At 61.4% G+C, this 17,301-nt stretch carries 14 protein-coding genes; 9 read left to right on the top strand and 5 right to left on the bottom strand.

Features of this window, described 5'->3' with window-relative positions:
• The first annotated feature begins 5 nt into the window (after nt 1-5).
• The 3 genes from betC to BLR20_RS23240 all read left to right on the top strand — a co-directional run bounded on the left by betC (nt 6) and on the right by BLR20_RS23240 (nt 4,219).
• Nucleotides 6-1,511, top strand: coding sequence for a choline-sulfatase (betC, locus tag BLR20_RS23250; protein ID WP_032611281.1), 1,506 nt, complete (start codon nt 6-8; stop codon nt 1,509-1,511).
• Nucleotides 1,512-1,547: 36 nt separating this feature from the next.
• The gene (locus BLR20_RS23245) at nt 1,548-2,474 is read left to right on the top strand and encodes a choline ABC transporter substrate-binding protein (RefSeq protein ID WP_054993393.1); all 927 of its coding nucleotides are present in this window, start codon (nt 1,548-1,550) and stop codon (nt 2,472-2,474) included.
• A gap of 176 nt (nt 2,475-2,650) precedes the next feature.
• Entirely contained in the window at nt 2,651-4,219 is a 1,569-nt protein-coding gene (locus BLR20_RS23240) for a SulP family inorganic anion transporter (protein WP_054993392.1), read from the top strand.
• 242 nt (nt 4,220-4,461) lie between these two features.
• Here the strand turns inward: BLR20_RS23240 and aroE are convergent, their stop codons facing one another.
• The gene (gene aroE, locus BLR20_RS23235; protein ID WP_032611272.1) at nt 4,462-5,286 is read right to left on the bottom strand and encodes a shikimate dehydrogenase; all 825 of its coding nucleotides are present in this window, start codon (nt 5,284-5,286) and stop codon (nt 4,462-4,464) included.
• Between the two features lie 51 nt (nt 5,287-5,337).
• Entirely contained in the window at nt 5,338-6,252 is a 915-nt protein-coding gene (gene hemF / locus BLR20_RS23230) for an oxygen-dependent coproporphyrinogen oxidase (RefSeq protein ID WP_003401477.1), read from the bottom strand.
• A 171-nt stretch (nt 6,253-6,423) separates the two neighbouring features.
• On the opposite strand from hemF, the gene BLR20_RS23225 reads away from it, so the two are divergent.
• Nucleotides 6,424-7,398 (top strand): NADPH:quinone reductase, encoded by a 975-nt coding sequence (locus tag BLR20_RS23225; RefSeq protein ID WP_054993391.1) that lies wholly within the window; start codon nt 6,424-6,426, stop codon nt 7,396-7,398.
• A 36-nt stretch (nt 7,399-7,434) separates the two neighbouring features.
• Here the strand turns inward: BLR20_RS23225 and tsaC are convergent, their stop codons facing one another.
• From tsaC to BLR20_RS23210, 3 genes are all read right to left on the bottom strand, one after another.
• Nucleotides 7,435-7,992 carry an L-threonylcarbamoyladenylate synthase type 1 TsaC gene (gene tsaC, locus BLR20_RS23220; RefSeq protein ID WP_003340101.1) on the bottom strand — a complete coding sequence of 186 codons (558 nt, stop codon included), beginning with the start codon at nt 7,990-7,992 and terminating at the stop codon, nt 7,435-7,437.
• Nucleotides 7,993-8,030: 38 nt separating this feature from the next.
• On the bottom strand, nt 8,031-9,149 hold the full coding sequence (gene dprA / locus BLR20_RS23215) for a DNA-processing protein DprA (protein ID WP_032611267.1): 1,119 nt from the start codon (nt 9,147-9,149) through the stop codon (nt 8,031-8,033).
• Nucleotides 9,150-9,272: 123 nt separating this feature from the next.
• A complete protein-coding gene (locus BLR20_RS23210; protein ID WP_010430167.1) occupies nt 9,273-10,298 on the bottom strand; it encodes a LysM peptidoglycan-binding domain-containing protein in 1,026 nt (341 codons plus the stop codon).
• A gap of 125 nt (nt 10,299-10,423) precedes the next feature.
• Between BLR20_RS23210 and def the strand changes: the two genes are divergently transcribed.
• The 5 genes from def to BLR20_RS23185 all read left to right on the top strand — a co-directional run bounded on the left by def (nt 10,424) and on the right by BLR20_RS23185 (nt 17,146).
• Nucleotides 10,424-10,930, top strand: coding sequence for a peptide deformylase (gene def, locus BLR20_RS23205; RefSeq protein WP_010430165.1), 507 nt, complete (start codon nt 10,424-10,426; stop codon nt 10,928-10,930).
• Between the two features lie 53 nt (nt 10,931-10,983).
• Nucleotides 10,984-11,928, top strand: coding sequence for a methionyl-tRNA formyltransferase (fmt, locus tag BLR20_RS23200; protein ID WP_054993390.1), 945 nt, complete (start codon nt 10,984-10,986; stop codon nt 11,926-11,928).
• Nucleotides 11,925-13,250 carry a 16S rRNA (cytosine(967)-C(5))-methyltransferase RsmB gene (rsmB, locus tag BLR20_RS23195; protein ID WP_054993389.1) on the top strand — a complete coding sequence of 442 codons (1,326 nt, stop codon included), beginning with the start codon at nt 11,925-11,927 and terminating at the stop codon, nt 13,248-13,250. Before fmt ends, rsmB begins: the two co-directional genes overlap by 4 nt.
• A 4-nt stretch (nt 13,251-13,254) precedes the next feature.
• Complete coding sequence (gene trkA, locus BLR20_RS23190; protein ID WP_010430155.1) at nt 13,255-14,628, top strand: Trk system potassium transporter TrkA; 1,374 nt, start codon at nt 13,255-13,257, stop codon at nt 14,626-14,628.
• 154 nt (nt 14,629-14,782) lie between these two features.
• On the top strand, nt 14,783-17,146 hold the full coding sequence (locus BLR20_RS23185; protein ID WP_054993388.1) for an FdhF/YdeP family oxidoreductase: 2,364 nt from the start codon (nt 14,783-14,785) through the stop codon (nt 17,144-17,146).
• Nucleotides 17,147-17,301 lie beyond the last annotated feature (155 nt).

Here is a 17,301-nt window from a genome sequence, read left to right as displayed (position 1 = left end):
ATTACATGAAGCGCAAAAATATTCTGTTCATCATGGCCGATCAAATGGCCGCGCCAATGTTGCCGTTTTACGCCCGGTCCCCGATTCTGATGCCGAACCTGAGCCGTCTCGCAACCGGCGGCGTAGTGTTCGATTCGGCGTATTGCAACAGCCCCCTGTGCGCGCCGTCGCGCTTCACCCTGGTCAGCGGCCAACTGCCAAGCAGGATCGGTGCGTACGACAATGCAGCCGACTTCCCGGCTGATATTCCGACCTATGCCCACTACCTGCGTACGCTGGGCTACAAGACCGCCCTGGCAGGCAAGATGCATTTCTGCGGACCGGACCAGTTGCATGGCTACGAAGAACGCCTGACCAGTGACATTTACCCTGCCGACTACGGCTGGTCGGTCAACTGGGACGAGCCGGACGTGCGGCCGAGCTGGTATCACAACATGTCATCGGTGTTGCAGGCCGGTCCGTGCATCCGCACCAACCAGCTGGACTTCGATGAAGAGGTGGTATTCAAGTCCCAGCAATACCTCTACGACCATGTGCGCCAGGACGGTGATGCGCCGTTCTGCCTGACTGTTTCCATGACTCACCCTCATGATCCGTACACCATTCCCAAGCCGTTCTGGGACCTGTACGCCGACGAAGATATTCCGATGCCCCCGCCGCACGCCAATCAGGCCGAGCTGGATCCGCATTCGCAACGGCTGCTCAAGGTCTACGACCTGTGGGACAAGCCCATGCCGACCGACAAGATTCGTGATGCACGCCGCGCCTATTTCGGCGCATGCAGCTACATTGACTTCAACGTCGGCAAACTGATGCAGACGCTCGATGAAGTCGGGCTGGCGGAAGACACCATCGTGGTGTTCTCCGGCGATCACGGCGACATGCTCGGCGAGAAGGGCCTCTGGTACAAAATGCACTGGTTCGAAATGGCCGCCCGTGTGCCGCTGGTGGTGTACGCGCCGGGGCAATTCAAGCCGGGACGGGTCAGTGCTTCGGTATCGACTGCCGACCTGCTGCCGACCTTTGTCGAAATGGCCAATGGCACGCTGGACAGCGGAATGCCGCTGGACGGACGTTCGCTGATGCCGCATCTGGAATGCAAAGGCGGGCACGATGAGGTCTTCGGTGAGTACATGGCTGAAGGCACGACCAGCCCGCTGATGATGATCCGTCGTGGCGCGTACAAATTCATCTATTCGGAACAGGACCCGTGCCTGCTGTTCGATGTGCAGAAGGACCCGAAAGAGCAGAAGGACCTCAGCCAGTCACCCACCCATGAAAAGCTGTTCAATGATTTCCTGGCCGAAGCTCGGGCCAAGTGGGACATCCCGGCGATACACCAACAGGTGCTCGCCAGCCAGCGCAGAAGGCGCTTCGTCGCCAAATCGCTGGCAACCGGCAAGCTGAAGAGTTGGGATCACCAGCCACTGGTCGACGCCAGTCAGCAGTACATGCGCAACCACATTGATCTGGACGATCTGGAGCGTAAGGCACGTTATCCGCAACCTTGACCCTGCCCACACCAAAAAATCAAAAGGGGTACATCAATGAAAAAGTTATCCACAACCGTTGCGGTCGCGGTCATGGCCCTCGGCAGCCTTGCAGCGCAGGCAGAGGATGCCAGTTGCAGCACCGTGAAGATGGCGGATCCCGGCTGGAGCGACATTGCGGCCACCAACGCCATGACCAGCGTGGTACTCGAAGGTCTGGGCTACAAACCCAAGGTCGATACCCTGGCGGTGCCGATTGCCTATGGCGGCTTGAAAGACGGCAAGCTGGATGTGTTTCTGGGTAACTGGATGCCGGCGCAGCAGGGCTTCTACGACAAGTTCGTGGCCACCGGCGATGTGACACAACTGACGAAAAACCTTGAGGGCACCGAATTCACCCTGGCCGTGCCGGATTACGTCTGGGATGCCGGTGTGCATGACTTTGCCGATCTGAACAAATTCGCTGACAAGTTCGGCAAGAAGATCTACGGCATCGGTTCCGGCGCACCTGCCAATCTGTCGCTGCAGGAGATCATCAAGAAGAACGAATTCGACCTGGGCAAATGGAAGCTGGTGGAATCCAGCGAGACCTCGATGCTCGCCGAGGTCAATCGCAACGTGAAGAAAAAAGCCTTTGTGGTGTTCCTCGGCTGGACGCCGCACCCGATGAATGTGCAGATCAAGGGCATGCACTACCTCAAGGGCGGCGAGAAATATTTCGGCGACACCGGCTCGGTCTTCACCCTGACCCGCAAGGGTTATGCGCAAGCCTGCCCGAACGTCGGCAAGCTGCTGACCAATCTGAGCTTCACCCTGGACATGGAAAACAGCATCATGGCCGAGGTGGTCAACAAGAAGGTCAGCAACAGCGAAGCGGCAACGGCCTGGATCAAGGCCAACCCGGCGGTGCTGGACAAGTGGCTGGAGGGCGTACAGACCGTTGATGGCAAGGACGGGCTGGCGGCGGTGAAGGCCAATTTGTAGGCGTAAAGCCTTGGGTGCGCTGTGTGGCGAAGGTCTGTGACGCGCAGCGTCACACAAGGCATGCCCACGCTGGAGCGTGAGGAACGATAGGCGTCCGACTATCGTGCCCATGCTCCGCGTGGGCATGCCGTTCTGGACGCGCTGCGTCCTCTACGTTCAATTCACCCGAGGGACCGATGCGCTGGCTCAATCGCCATAAATTTCTACCCTTTCTCGCCTGGCTGCCGCAGCAGAATCGCGTCAGCGTCGGGCGTGATGCACTGGTGGGCCTGAGTGGCGCCATTCTGGCTCTGCCGCAATCCATCGCTTACGCACTGATCGCCGGGCTGCCGCCTGAATACGGTCTGTACGCTGCGATTGTTCCAGTCCTCGTGGCCTGCCTGTGGGGATCGTCGTGGCACCTGATCTGTGGGCCGACTGCGGCTATTTCCATCGTGCTTTACGCCAGTGTCAGCCCGCTCGCCGCCCCGGCCAGTCAGGACTACATCATGTTGATCCTGCTGCTGACCTTCATCGCCGGCGTATTTCAGTTGTTGCTGGGGATGATGCGCTTCGGTGCATTGGTGAATTTCGTTTCGCATTCGGTGGTGCTGGGTTTCACCCTGGGCGCTGCGGTGGTGATTGCACTGGGGCAGATGCCCAATCTGCTGGGCATCGATCTGCCGAGTCAGACCACCGCGCTCAAAAGCCTGACTGCCGTGCTCGAGCATTGGCGTGAAGTCGATCTGTCTTCGCTGATGCTCGGTCTGTTGACCCTGGCGCTGGGTATCGGACTCAAGCTCCTGGTGCCTCGCTGGCCGACGCTGTTGATCGCACTGGTGTCGAGCAGCCTGCTGGTGTGGCTGTGGCCGGCGATGTTCGGCCATGTCCGTGTGGTCAGCGCCTTCGTCGGCCATCTGCCACCCTTCAGCCCGTTGCCGCTGGACCTCGAACTGATCCTCAAGCTGCTGCCGACCGCCGTGGCAGTGGGCATGCTCGGGCTGGTCAACAGCCTGTCGATTGCCCGCTCGCTGTCGGCTCGTTCGCAACAGATGCTCAATGCCAATCAGGAAGTGCGTGCCCAGGGGCTGTCGAATATGGTCGGCTCGCTGTTCTCCGGCTACCTGTCAGCCGGATCTTTCACCCGTGCGGCATTGAGTTACGAAGCGGGTGCGCGCTCACCGTTGGCGGGGGTATTTTCCGCGCTATGGGTGGCATTGTTCGCAGTCGCCGGTGCCTCGTTGATATCGCACATTCCGATCCCGGCCATGGCCGCCTCAATTCTGCTGATCTGTTGGGGGCTGGTGGATCGCCGAGGCATTCGTGCGTTGTTCCGCGTCAGCCGCGCCGAATTTTTCGTGATGGCGCTGACCTGTCTGGCCACTCTGCTTCTGGAGCTGCAAACCGCGATCTACGCCGGTGTACTGGCCTCGCTGTTCTTCTACCTCAAGCGCACCTCGCAACCCCGCGTCCAGCAATGGCGCGAGGGCGACGAGGAGGTCCTGCGGGTCGGCGGATCGATCTTCTTCGGCGCCAGCCACTACCTGCAAACCCGCCTGCAACGTACAGAAGGGCTGCGTGTGGTGATCGATGCGCAACAGATCAACTTCATTGATTACTCAGGCGTGGAGATGCTCCATCAGGAAGCCAGACGTCTGGGCCGCCAGGGCAGAGTGCTGGTCCTGCGCAATGCCAGGCCGCAAGTGATCGAGGAACTGCACAAGCTGGAAGGGGCGGAGAAATGCCCGATTCTGTTTGAGGATTGAGTTGTAACTCATCGCCGCGACGCTCTGCGTTCTACAAAGGTCCCGATAAGCCCGTAGATTTGGCTTCTGCCCGGAGGGCGTGGGAGCGAACTTGTTCGCGAAAGGGCAGGTATAATCGCCGAAAATACATCATCTGAAATACCGCCTTCGCGAACAAGTTCGCTCCCACGGCCTTCGGCCAGAATCAAAAGCGGACTTGTGTATAACTCGGAGCATTGGCACGATAGTCCGCAGATAGCCGATCAACCCGCAGCCAGCAATCTGCGCAACTCCGCCAATACAGGCGCTGAATCCGGACGCACACCGCGCCACAGCAGAAAGGCTTCTGCGGCCTGCTCGACCAGCATGCCCAGACCATCCACCGCCTGCGCCGCGCCGTGCTCGGTGGCCCAACGGCAAAAAGCAGTGGGCTCGTTGCTGTACATCATGTCGTAGCAGAAGGTCGCTCCCGGCTGAATGAGGCTGGGCGCAATCGGTGGCAGCTCTCCGGCCAGGCTGGCAGAGGTAGCATTGATGATCACGTCCACCGACTCTTCAAGCCAGTCGAAGCTGCTGGCGAATACCGGCCCGAGGTCGGCAAACTCCTGCGCCAGTCGCTCGGCTTTCTCGACCGTACGATTGGCTATCACCAACGCAGCGGGCTGTTGCGCAAGCAAGGGCTCCAGCGCGCCACGCACCGCACCGCCTGCGCCCAGCAACAGAATGCGCTGACCACGCAGGCTGCGCCCGCAATTGACCGTCAGATCGCGTACCAGCCCCGCACCGTCAGTGTTATCGCCCAGCAGAGTACCGTCGTCGAGCTTGCTCAGGGTGTTGACCGCCCCGGCGCGCTGCGCTCGTTGGGTCAGGCTGTCGGCGAGGCGCCAGGCTTGTTCCTTGAACGGCACAGTGACATTGGCACCACGCCCGGCCTGGAAAAACGCTTGGGCAAACGCGGTGAAATCGTCCAGCGGTGCCAGCGAGGTCTGGTAATCCAGCGTTTGCCCGGTTTGCTCGGCAAACAGGCGATGAATCAACGGCGACTTGCTGTGGCCGATGGGATTACCGAAGACGACGTACTGGTCCATGTGTGTTCCTGATCTGTTTGCGTGTGCAGCGCCTTGCGGCGGTGAATCGGCTCAGTTTTCGGCCAGCCAGTCCCGGTCTGTGAGGAAGTATTCAGTCAGACGCGCTTCTTCGCTGCCCGGCGCGGCTTTCCAGTCATAACCCCAGCGCACTTGCGGCGGCAGCGACATGAGGATCGATTCGGTACGCCCCCCCGATTGCAGACCGAACAACGTGCCGCGGTCATACACCAGGTTGAACTCGACGTAGCGACCACGTCGGAATTCCTGAAACTCACGTTGCTGCACGGTATAGGCCGCAGCCTTGCGACGCCGCACGATCGGCAGATAGGCATTGATGAACGCATCACCGATGGCACGAATGAAGGCGAAGCTGGTGTCGAAATCCCACTGGTTCACGTCATCGAAAAACAGACCACCGATGCCGCGCGGTTCATCGCGGTGCTTGAGGTGGAAGTAACTGTCGCACCAGGCCTTGTAGCGCGGGTAGACATCCTCACCGAAGGGCGCACAGGCGCGCTCAGCGACCCGGTGCCAGTGCACACAGTCTTCCTCGACGCCGTAATAGGGCGTCAGATCGAAACCGCCACCGAACCACCACACGGCCTCTTCACCCTCTTTCTCGGCTATGAAGAAGCGCACGTTGGCGTGGGACGTCGGCACATGCGGGTTGTGCGGATGAATCACCAGCGACACACCCAGCGCCTCGAAACCACGACCGGCCAGTTCAGGCCGGTGGGCGCTGGCAGACGGCGGCAGATTGCTGCCGAAAACATGGGAAAAATTGACCCCGCCTTTCTCGATGACCGTGCCATTCTCGATCACCCGCGTGCGACCACCGCCGCCCGCCGGACGCGTCCAGGCATCTTCCATGAAGTGTGCGCTGCCATCTTCCTGTTCAAGCGCAGTGCAGATACGGTCTTGCAGGTCGAGCAGGTAGGCTTTTACGGCCTCGGTACGGGTACTCATGAGGATCCCTTACGGCTGACGTCAAACGGCTGAGCCCCCGCAGCAAAAGAGGCGCAGGCAAATTGGCGCGTAGCATACCATCGGCGACGCGGGCTGGCAGTTGACGAAGGTTCGGGGAAGGAGTCCGATGGGGGCTTTCGCAGCTTGTTTTAACCATCAAGGAGAGAGCACATGGCAAAGCGTATCCAGTTCAGCGCTGTCGGAGGACCCGAGGTTCTTGAATATGTCGATTTCGAGCCGGAGGCTCCGGGGCCGCAGGCGGTGGTTGTGCGTAACAAGGCCATTGGCCTGAATTTCATCGATACCTATTACCGCAGCGGGCTGTATCCGGCGCCGCTGCCTTCCGGCCTCGGTGCCGAAGGGGCGGGGGTGGTCGAGGCGGTGGGTGCCGAGGTGACGCGCTTCAAGGTCGGGGATCGTGTCGCTTACGGCACCGGGCCGCTGGGGGCTTACAGTGAAGTGCACGTACTGCCTGAAGCGAATCTGGTGAAGCTGGCTGACTCGATCAGTTTCGAGCAGGCCGCAGCCCTGATGCTCAAGGGCCTGACGGTGCAGTATCTGCTGCGTCAGACGTATCAGGTGAAGCCGGGCGAGATCATTCTGTTTCATGCCGCTGCGGGGGGTGTGGGCTCGCTGGCCTGCCAATGGGTCAAGGCGCTGGGCGCCAAAATGATCGGCACGGTCAGTTCGCCGGAGAAGGCCGCGCACGCCAAGGCGCTCGGTGCCTGGGAAACCATCGATTACAGCCATGAAGACGTAGCCAGGCGCGTGCTGGAACTGACCGAAGGCAAGAAATGCCCGGTGGTCTACGACGGGGTGGGTCAGGACACCTGGCTGACGTCGCTCGACTGCGTGGCACCACGTGGGCTGGTGGTGAGCTTCGGCAATGCGTCCGGGCCGGTCTCGGGCGTGAATCTCGGGATTCTGGCGCAAAAGGGGTCGGTGTACGTCACCCGTCCGACCCTGGGCTCTTACGCCAACAATGCGCAGAACCTGCAAACCATGGCTGACGAGCTGTTCGACATGCTCGCCAGTGGCAAACTCAAGGTCGACGGCATTCAGCAGTATGCCCTGAAGGACGCCGCCAAGGCGCAGGCCGAGCTGTCGGCACGGCGCACCACTGGCTCGACCATTTTGATCCCTTGATTGCCTGCCCCTGAATGCGCTCTGTGTGCGCCAGCGTCAGCCGGCGCGCACGATCTGAGCGGTCGCGATGTCACGTATCACGCTGGGGTTTCGACGCCCGCCCAGGCTGCCGCCGAGAACGCCGTCGATCTGCCCGCGGAAATACTGCTCGACGCGCAATCTCGAACGCGCAGCAGGGCGACCCGCCGGGTTGGCTGAGGTGGAGATCAACGGACCGACCAGCGCGCACAGTTCACGTACGGTCGGGTGATCGGTAACACGCAGCGCCACGGTTTCGTGAATGCCGGTGATCCACTCGGGCAGCAGGTTCTGGTGCGGTACCAGCCAGGTGTTGGGACCCGGCCAGGTGCTGGCCATGCGGTCGAGCCACAATTCGGGGAAGTCTTCGAACAGGAAATCGAACTGGCGAATGTTGTCGGCAATCAGGATCAGGCCTTTTTCCACCGGCCGTGACTTGATCGCCAGCAGACGATAGACCGCTTCTTCATCCCATGGATCGCACCCAAGCCCCCAGACTGCCTCGGTCGGGTAGGCAATCACCGCACCGGCTCGAATATCCTGAGCGGCTTGTTGCACTCGCCAACTGCTGACCATTGTTTGTCTCTCCACTGGATCCTGGCGGCAGTTTAACCTCAGGTCGCTCTGGCGAACCATCGTCCTGCTTCACAGCTTATGCGTCCGTCCAGCTCCAGCTCGGTCAGGCCCGCTAATACCTTGGGCAATGGCCAGCCACATGACACCGACAGCCCCTCGCTGGTGTGCGGTGCGGCGTGCAGCAGCGCCAACAGCGGATGATCGCAAAGGGCAGGCTTCGCAGGCGTGACAGGATCGATGTCGGGCGCAACACGCTTCCAGTGCTGCAAGCCTTCAAGAATGTGCTCGACGGTCTCGACCAGTGTCGCGCCGTCACGTATCAACTGATGACAGCCCTTGGCGCCAGGGTGATGAATCGAGCCGGGTATCGCGTAAACCTCCCGTCCATGCTCGGCGGCCAGCCGCGCGGTAATCAACGAACCGCTGGCGACACTGGCCTCGACCACCACTATGCCAAGCGACAGGCCGCTGATGATTCGGTTACGTCGCGGGAAGTTGCTGGCCTGCGGTCCGGCGTCCAGCGGGAACTCGGAAATCACTGCGCCGCCTTGGGCCGCCATCTGCGCGGCAAGGGCGCGATGCTGCTGTGGATAAAGTTTTTCGAGCCCGGTGCCAAGCACGCCGATTGTAAGCCCCCCGACATCCAATGCGCCCTGATGCGCGGCGCCGTCGATACCCCGCGCCAAGCCACTGGTGATCACAAAACCGGCAGCCGCCAGGCTGCGCGCAAAAGCGCTGGCGGTGTCCAGCCCGGGTCGGGAGGCGCGACGACTGCCGACCATTCCCAACTGCGGACGCTCAAGGATCGCAGGGTCGCCGGCAATGAAGATCAGCGGCGGTGGATCGGCGATCTGTGCCAGCAGTGCGGGGTAACCAGGGTCGTCCCACATCAGCAAATGCTGGGCCGGACGCTCCAGCCAGGCCAGTGCGGCACTGGCACCATCACGTACGGAAGGGTCACGGCGCGCCTCGGCACAGGCACCGGGAATGCCCAGTGCACGCCATGCGCTGGCCGGTGCACTGAACGCCGACGATGCCGAACCGAAGGCTTCGATCAGTCTGGAAAAGCGCTTTGGCCCTATCTCGGGCAAGCGATGCATACGCAAACGCGCTTCCAGCTCTGCGGGCGAAGAGGGGGCATTTTCGAACAATGGCATGAGATCGTCCCTGATCCATCGTGCATCCCGAGTGATGCACAAACCTGTGGATAACTCTGTTGACAACAATTTGATAAGTGTCTGGTTCGTCACACAATTCCGTGTCAGATCTGAAACATGCGTCTACGGGTTGCGAACCTTGTCCATGATGGCCAAAGATCGGTTGGCCTGCAGGACCAAGGCGTAACTAAGCTTGTCGTAGGTACGGAAAACCATCAGCAGGCCGGCCCGTTCGTCGGGGATTTTTACCTGTTCACCGGTGATTCGGTCGCGCACGGTCTCGCTGGTCTTGTAGATCGCCAGCACGTTGCCCTCGGTCAGGCCGTCGCGTTTGCCCTTGTCGAGCGTGACCACATCCAGCACGCTGACCTGGGTGACGCCGCGTGGCACATCAAGAATCAAACCGTCTATCGGAGCCTGCGGGGCGCTGGGCAGGAACGTCGAGTTGATGGCCCGCTCTTCGCTGCTGAACAAACGGTCGCCCAGGCGCACTTCCTGTGTGGAGCGCTGCAGAATCAGGGTCGAGACGTCACCCTCGGTGGCAACCACCTCGGCGCTGCCGACGTCATCGGCGTTGATGCCCAGCACTTCCTGGGTCTTGGGATCGACGTAGGTCTTGCCCTGACGGAAGATGCCATAGACGCTCTGCGCCGGGTCCAGCGCGCCCCGTGCGTAGGCCCGATCACCGTTGCCACTGAGAACGCGCTCGGCATTGCCTGCAACGATGTAGGGAGCTTTGTCGAACTGCTCGGCGCTGTCGACAATCCGATTGCTGATCAGGAATGCGTTGATCGCGCCCAGCGGAATGCTCGGAATGGCCTCGACCATCGGCGTACTGCGCACGCGCGGTGACAATTTGATGGTGCCGCGCGACTCGCCGCGATTGAGCGTCACACGCGGCTGACCATCGACCCAGGTCAGCGCGAGGGTGTCACCGGGGTAGATCAGGTCGGGATCATGGACTTGCGGATTGGCCCGCCAGATCTCGCGCCATTTCCACGGTTCACGCAAGAACTTGCCGGAAATGTCCCAGAGTGTGTCCCCGGCGACAACGGTGTAGCTCTGTGGATAGCCTTCCCTGAGTTGCACTTGCGCCTGCGCAAGACCGCTGGCGGTCAGCAGCAGCAGGGCGAGTAGTGATTTCCTCATGCGGTGAATCCCTTTATCATGTTGCCTCACGCGAACCCTAGAGTCCTGTCCTGGGCTGCCTGCCTTGAACTCCCGGGCCCGGCACCCAACATTGACTTTACCTTAACAGTGCAGCTCTTACGTATATGGCCATTCTAAACATCCTCGAATTTCCCGATTCGCGCCTGCGCACCATCGCCAAACCTGTGGCGATGGTAGACGACGGCATTCGCCAGTTGGTCGACGACATGTTTGAAACCATGTACGAAGCGCCAGGTATTGGCCTGGCCGCGACTCAGGTCAACGTCCACAAGCGCGTGGTTGTCATGGACCTCAGTGAAGACCGCAGCGAACCGATGGTCTTCATCAATCCTGAAATCGAAAAACTGACCGATGAAATGGATCAGTATCAGGAGGGCTGCCTGTCGGTACCGGGCTTCTACGAGAACGTCGACCGTCCGCAAAAGGTCCGCGTCAAAGCCCTGGACCGCGATGGCAAGCCTTACGAACTGGTGGCCGAAGGGCTGCTCGCGACCTGTATTCAACACGAATGCGATCACCTGAACGGCAAGCTGTTCGTCGATTACCTTTCCAACCTCAAGCGTGACCGGATCAAGAAGAAGCTCGAAAAGCAGCACAAGCTCAACGCCTGATCCGTCGTTACCCCAAAAGGCCTGAACAGGCCTTTTTTTATAATGAGAACTCCATGACTGAGCCACTGCGCATCGTCTTCGCCGGCACCCCGGAATTTGCCGCCGAACACCTCAAGGCCCTGCTCGACAGCCCTCACCAGATCGTCGCCGTGTACACCCAGCCCGATCGCCCGGCCGGTCGTGGACAAAAGCTGATGCCCAGCCCGGTCAAGCAACTGGCGCTGCAACATGACGTACCGGTCATGCAGCCGCCAACACTGCGCGATCCTGCCGCCCAGGCTGAACTGGCAGCGCTGCAACCCGATTTGATGTTGGTAGTCGCCTACGGCCTGATCCTGCCGCAAGTGGTGCTGGATATTCCGCGCCTGGGTTGCATCAACAGCCATGCGTCGCTGCTGCCACGCTGGCGCGGTGCGGCGCCGATTCAGCGCGCGGTGCAGGCCGGTGATGCCGAGAGCGGCGTGACCGTGATGCGCATGGAAGCGGGCCTGGACACCGGGCCGATGCTGCTCAAGGCCGTCACCCCGATTACCGCGCAGGATACTGGCGGCACGCTACATGATCGTCTGGCCGAACTCGGTCCGCCTGCTGTGTTGCAGGCCATTGCCGGTCTGGCGGATGGTTCGCTGGTCGGCGAGGTTCAGGATGACAGCCTGGCCAACTATGCCCACAAACTGAACAAGGACGAGGCGCGCCTGGACTGGACACGTCCGGCCGATGAGCTTGAGCGTCTGGTCCGCGCCTTCAACCCCTGGCCGATCTGCCACAGCACGCTGAACCAGGAAACCCTGAAAGTCCTGGCCGCCGATCTGGCCGAAGGGCAGGGCGCGCCGGGGACGATTCTCGGCGCCAGCAAGGATGGCCTGATCGTCGCGTGCGGGCAGAACGCGCTGCGCCTGACCCGTCTGCAATTGCCGGGCGGCAAGCCGCTGAACTTCACCGACCTGTTCAACAGCCGCCGCGAGAAATTTGCCATCGGCACGGTGCTGGGCCAATGAACCCGCGTCTGGCCGCCGCCAAGGCACTGGCTGCCGTGCTCAGCGGCAAGGCTTCGCTGAACAGCTCGTTGCCGACTCAACTGGACAAGGTCGAGGTGCGAGATCGTGGCCTGACTCAGGACCTGGCGTTCGGTACCGCGCGCTGGCAGCCACGCCTGTCGGCACTGGCGGCCAAACTGCTGCAAAAGCCATTCAAGGCCGCCGACGCCGACGTTGAAGCGTTGTTGCTGGTCGGCCTCTATCAGCTGTTCTACAGCCGCATTCCGGCCCACGCTGCCATCGGCGAAACCGTAGGCTGCGCCGACAAATTGAAAAAGCCCTGGGCCAAAGGCTTGCTCAACGCCGTGCTGCGCAATGCGCAGCGTGACGGCGAGGCACTGCTGATCGAGCTGGAACACGACCCGGTGGTGCGTACGGCCCACCCGCGCTGGCTGCAGAAAGCCTTGAAAGCGGCCTGGCCGGAACAGTGGGAAGCCATCTGCGCGGCCAACAATGCGCACCCGCCGATGATTTTGCGCGTCAACCGACGCCATCACCGTCGCGATCAATACCTCGAACTGCTCAACACTGCCGGCCTGCAAGCCAGCGCGTGCACCTTCAGTCAGGACGGCATCGTCCTCGCCGAGCCGTGCGATGTGCGCTCGCTGCCCGGTTTTGCCGAAGGCTGGATCAGCGTGCAGGACGAAGCCGCGCAACTGGCCGCCGACCTGCTGGAACTGGCCCCCGGGCAACGGGTACTCGATGCCTGCTGCGCGCCGGGTGGCAAAACCTGCCATTTGCTGGAAGTGCAGCCGCAACTGAGCGGCGTGGTGGCGGTGGATCTGGAAGCCAAGCGTCTGGTGCGCGTGCGTGAAAACCTTGATCGCCTGGGCCTGGGTGCCGAGCTGATCGCCGCCGACGCACGTGAGACGACGCAGTGGTGGGACGGCAAACCGTTCCAGCGCATCCTGCTCGATGCACCGTGCTCGGCGACCGGCGTGATTCGTCGCCATCCGGACATCAAACTGACTCGCCAGGCAGACGACATCGCTGCGCTGGCGGCCTTGCAGGGCGAGCTGCTCGACGCCTTGTGGCCTACGCTGCAAGTAGGCGGCATGCTGGTGTACGCGACCTGTTCGACACTGCCGACCGAAAACACCGACGTCATCGAGGCGTTTCTGGCGCGTACCTCCGGGGCCAGAGAGCTGGATATTGCCGGGCAGGCCGGACAGCCACCCGCGGGTATCAAGCAAAACCATGGTCGCCAGCTGCTGGCCCAGCAAGGTGGCCACGATGGTTTCTACTACGCCAAACTGATCAAGATCGCTGCGGCGCGGGAGTAAGCGCGTGAAAATCATCATTCTGGGTGCAGGGCAGGTGGGCGGTACGCTGGCCGAGCATCTGGCGGGCGAAGCCAACGATATCACCGTGGTCGACACTGACGGCGACCGGTTGCGCGATCTGGGCGACCGTCTGGACATCCGTACCGTGCAGGGCAAGGGCTCCTACCCGGCGGTATTGCGTCAGGCCGGCGCAGACGACGCCGACATGCTGGTTGCGGTGACCAGCAGCGACGAAGCCAACATGATTGCCTGTCAGGTGGCGCATACGCTGTTCCACACGCCAACCAAGATCGCGCGCATCCGTGAAGCGGCGTACCTGACGCGCGCAGGCCTGTTCGATAAAAGCGCGATCCCGGTCGATGTGCTGATCAGTCCGGAGCAGGTCGTCACCAACTACATCAAGCGTCTGATCGAGTACCCCGGCGCGCTGCAGGTGATCGACTTCGCCGAAGGCAAGGCGCAGTTGGTCGCGGTCAAAGCCTATTACGGCGGCGCGTTGGTGGGTCAGCCGCTGCGCCAGCTACGAGCGCACATGCCGAATGTCGACACACGCATCGCGGCGATCTATCGGCGCGACCGGGCGATACTGCCGCATGGCGACACAGTCATCGAGGCCGACGACGAGGTGTTCTTCATCGCCGCCAAGGCTGACATTCGCGCCGTGATGGGCGAGCTGCGGCGCTTGGACGAGAACTACAAACGTATTGTCATCGCCGGTGGCGGCAACATCGGCGAGCGTCTGGCTGAAGCCATTGAAAGCCGCTATCAGGTGAAGATCATCGAAGTGAGCCCGGCGCGCTGCCGCTATCTGTCGGAGCACCTGGACAGTACAGTGGTGCTACAGGGCAGCTCATCGGACCGCGACCTGCTGCTGGAAGAAAACATCGGCAACACCGACCTGTTCCTGGCGCTGACCAACGACGATGAAGCCAACATCATGTCGTCGCTGCTGGCCAAGCGTCTGGGTGCCCGCAAGGTGATGACGCTGATCAATAATCCGGCCTACGTCGACCTGGTGCAGGGTGGCGAAATCGACGTTGCGGTCAGCCCGCAGTTGGCAACCATTGGCACACTGCTGGCCCACGTGCGCCGCGGCGATATCGTCAGCGTGCATTCGCTGCGGCGCGGTGCAGCCGAAGCCATCGAGATCGTCGCTCACGGCGACTCGAAATCCAGCAAAGTCGTGGGCCGCGCCATCAAGGACATCAACCTGCCGACCGGCACGGCAATCGGTGCGGTTATCCGCGCCGAACAGGTGCTTATCGCTCACGACATCACCGTGATCGAATCCGGTGACCATGTGATCATGTTCCTTGTGGACAAGAAGTGCATCCGCGATGTGGAACGGCTGTTTCAGGTCGGCCTGAGCTTTTTCTGAACCGCTCCTGAACAGGGTGCGACCCTGACTGAACCTCTTGCCGACGCGCCCTGTCGGCAACGCTCGTCGACTCGGGCGAATTCTCTCTGGGCCCGTGTATCTCAGACACACGAGCTTCATGCCTTCACGGGCTTTATGAGAGAGAACACACCCCATGTCTGAATCGGAAAATTCCCGGGCCCCGCTCCAAGGATCACAGACCGACGGCACGCCGGCGGGTGGCTGGCCCGCGCTCAGTGCGGTCAACAAGCACCTGTTGCACCAGCATGTGCTGATCAAGGGTAACCGCACGCTGATGTCCATGAACAAGCCTGGCGGCTTCGACTGCCCCAGCTGCTCCTGGCCGGACCCGAAGAAACCGCACACCTTTGAATACTGCGAGAACGGTGCCAAGGCACTGGCCTGGGAATCGACCAAGAAACGCGTGACCCCTGAGTTCTTCGCCCGGCATACGGTCAGCGAACTGGCGACCTGGAGCGATCACCAGCTGGAAGCCGAAGGCCGTATCACCGAGCCGATGCGCTACGACGCCGCCAGTGACAAATACCTGCCCGTCACTTGGGACGAGGCGTTCGCCGAGATCGGCGAAGAGCTGCGCGGCCTGAGCGACCCGTGGAAGCTGGAGCTGTACACCTCCGGGCGCACGTCGAACGAAGCCGCATTTCTGTATCAGCTGTTCGGTCGCCTGTACGGCATGGCCAACTTCCCTGACTGCTCGAACATGTGCCATGAGACCACCACCGCAGCGCTGCCCGAGTCGATCGGGGTCGGCAAAGGCACCACGACGCTGGAAGATTTCGAGAACGCCGACGCGATTTTCATCATCGGCCAGAACCCCGGGACCAACAGCCCGCGGATGATGTCCGAGCTGCACGCCGCCGCGCGCCGGGGCGCGAGCATCATCTCGTTCAACCCGCTGCGGGAAAGGGCGCTGGTACGTTTTGCGGCGCCGCAGGATCCGCGCGACATGCTCAGTCTGCATGGGGTGGAAATCAGCTCCCAGTACCATCAAGTCAGGATCGGCGGCGACATGATCGCCCTGCAAGGTGTTTGCAAGGCCGTGATCGAAGCCGATGACGTGGCGCAGCGTGAAAACCTGCCGCGCGTCCTCGATGTGGCGTTCATTGAAGAACACACCCATGGCTTTGAGCAGTACGCCGATTATTGCCGACAGTTGCCTTGGGACATCATCGAGCGCCATTCGGGCCTGACGCGTCAGGCCATCGAAGAGGTGGCGACGGTCTACAAGCGTTCGAAAGGGGTCATCTGCTGCTGGGGGATGGGCATCACGCAGCACAAGCGTGGCGGCGACGCCATGCAGCAGATCATCAACCTGCTGCTGTTGCGCGGCAACATCGGCAAGCTGGGTGCGGGGGCTTGCCCGGTACGTGGACACTCCAACGTACAGGGCGACAGGACGATGGGCATCTATGAAAAGGCCGGCGAACCGTTTCTGGCCAGCATGAGCAAGGTGTTCGGTTTCGAGGCATCCAGAAAGAAAGGTCACGCCGTGGCCGAGACCTGCGAAGCCCTGTTGCGTGGTGAGGTGGAAGCGCTCATCTCAATGGGTGGCAATTTCTTCCGCGCCATTCCGGACACCGATGTGATCTGCCCGACCGTCAGCCGCCTGAAGATGACTGTGCTGGTCAATACCAAGCTCAACCGCAGCGCGACAGTTCATGGCCAGAAGGCCTTCCTGCTGCCGTGCGTGGCGCGTTCGGAACGCGACCTGCAGAGCGGTGTAGCGCAAACCATTACGGTGGAAGACTCGATGTCGATGGTGCACGGCTCGACCGGCATGCTCGAGCCTGCGTCAAAACATCTGATTTCCGAAATCGCCATCATCGCCGGTATCGCCAAAGCGACGCTTGCGCCCAATCCCAAGGTGGACTGGGACAGCTATGTGGGCGACTACGCCAGGATTCGCGACAAGATCGAAGAAGTGCTGCCCGAGCAGTTCTATGATTTCAATCAGCGCATCCTCGAACCCGGAGGTTTCCGTCTGCCTAACGCCGCCAGTGAGCGCAAATGGGACACCGAGTCGGGCAAGGCCAACTTTCTGTTTCCCGAAGGCATCTACGACGAAGACGACACGCCTCCGGGCGCCGAGCATTTGCAGTTGATGACGATCCGCAGCCATGACCAGTTCAACACCACGGTGTATTCCAACGATGACCGTTATCGGGACATCTTTGGCGATCGCATGGTGGTGATGCTCAACCCGCAGGACATCGAGCGCCTGGGGCTGAAGGCCGGGGACTACATCGAGTTTCAGACGGCGCTCGACCCGACCACGGCGCGGCGTGCGGCAGGCTTCAAGGTCATCCCCTACGACGTGCCGCAGGGTTGCTGCGCAGCGTATTACCCGGAAACCAACGGCCTGCTGCCACTGGCCAACCGGGATAAACACGGCAACACCCCTGCGGCCAAATCCATTCCGGTGAACCTGGTGCGGATGAGTTCGGAAGGGACTCAGGTGGCGCTGGAGCGACGCGGATTGATTGCGGCGGCCAGTTGAGGGGTTACGACTTGCCCCTTTCCTACCCGTGTCCAGTGTAAGGAAAACACTATCGTGCCCATGCTCCGCATCCTGTCCTGAGAACGGTGGCGCGGCGCAGATTTGTGACGCAGAGCGTCACGCACGGCATTCCCACGCTGGAGCGTGAGGAACGA

The organism is Pseudomonas congelans, from assembly GCF_900103225.1.
Classification (GTDB): domain Bacteria; phylum Pseudomonadota; class Gammaproteobacteria; order Pseudomonadales; family Pseudomonadaceae; genus Aquipseudomonas; species Aquipseudomonas congelans.
The sequence above is the reverse complement of the archived record's forward strand: the minus strand, read 5'-3'. Positions and strand labels throughout refer to the sequence as shown.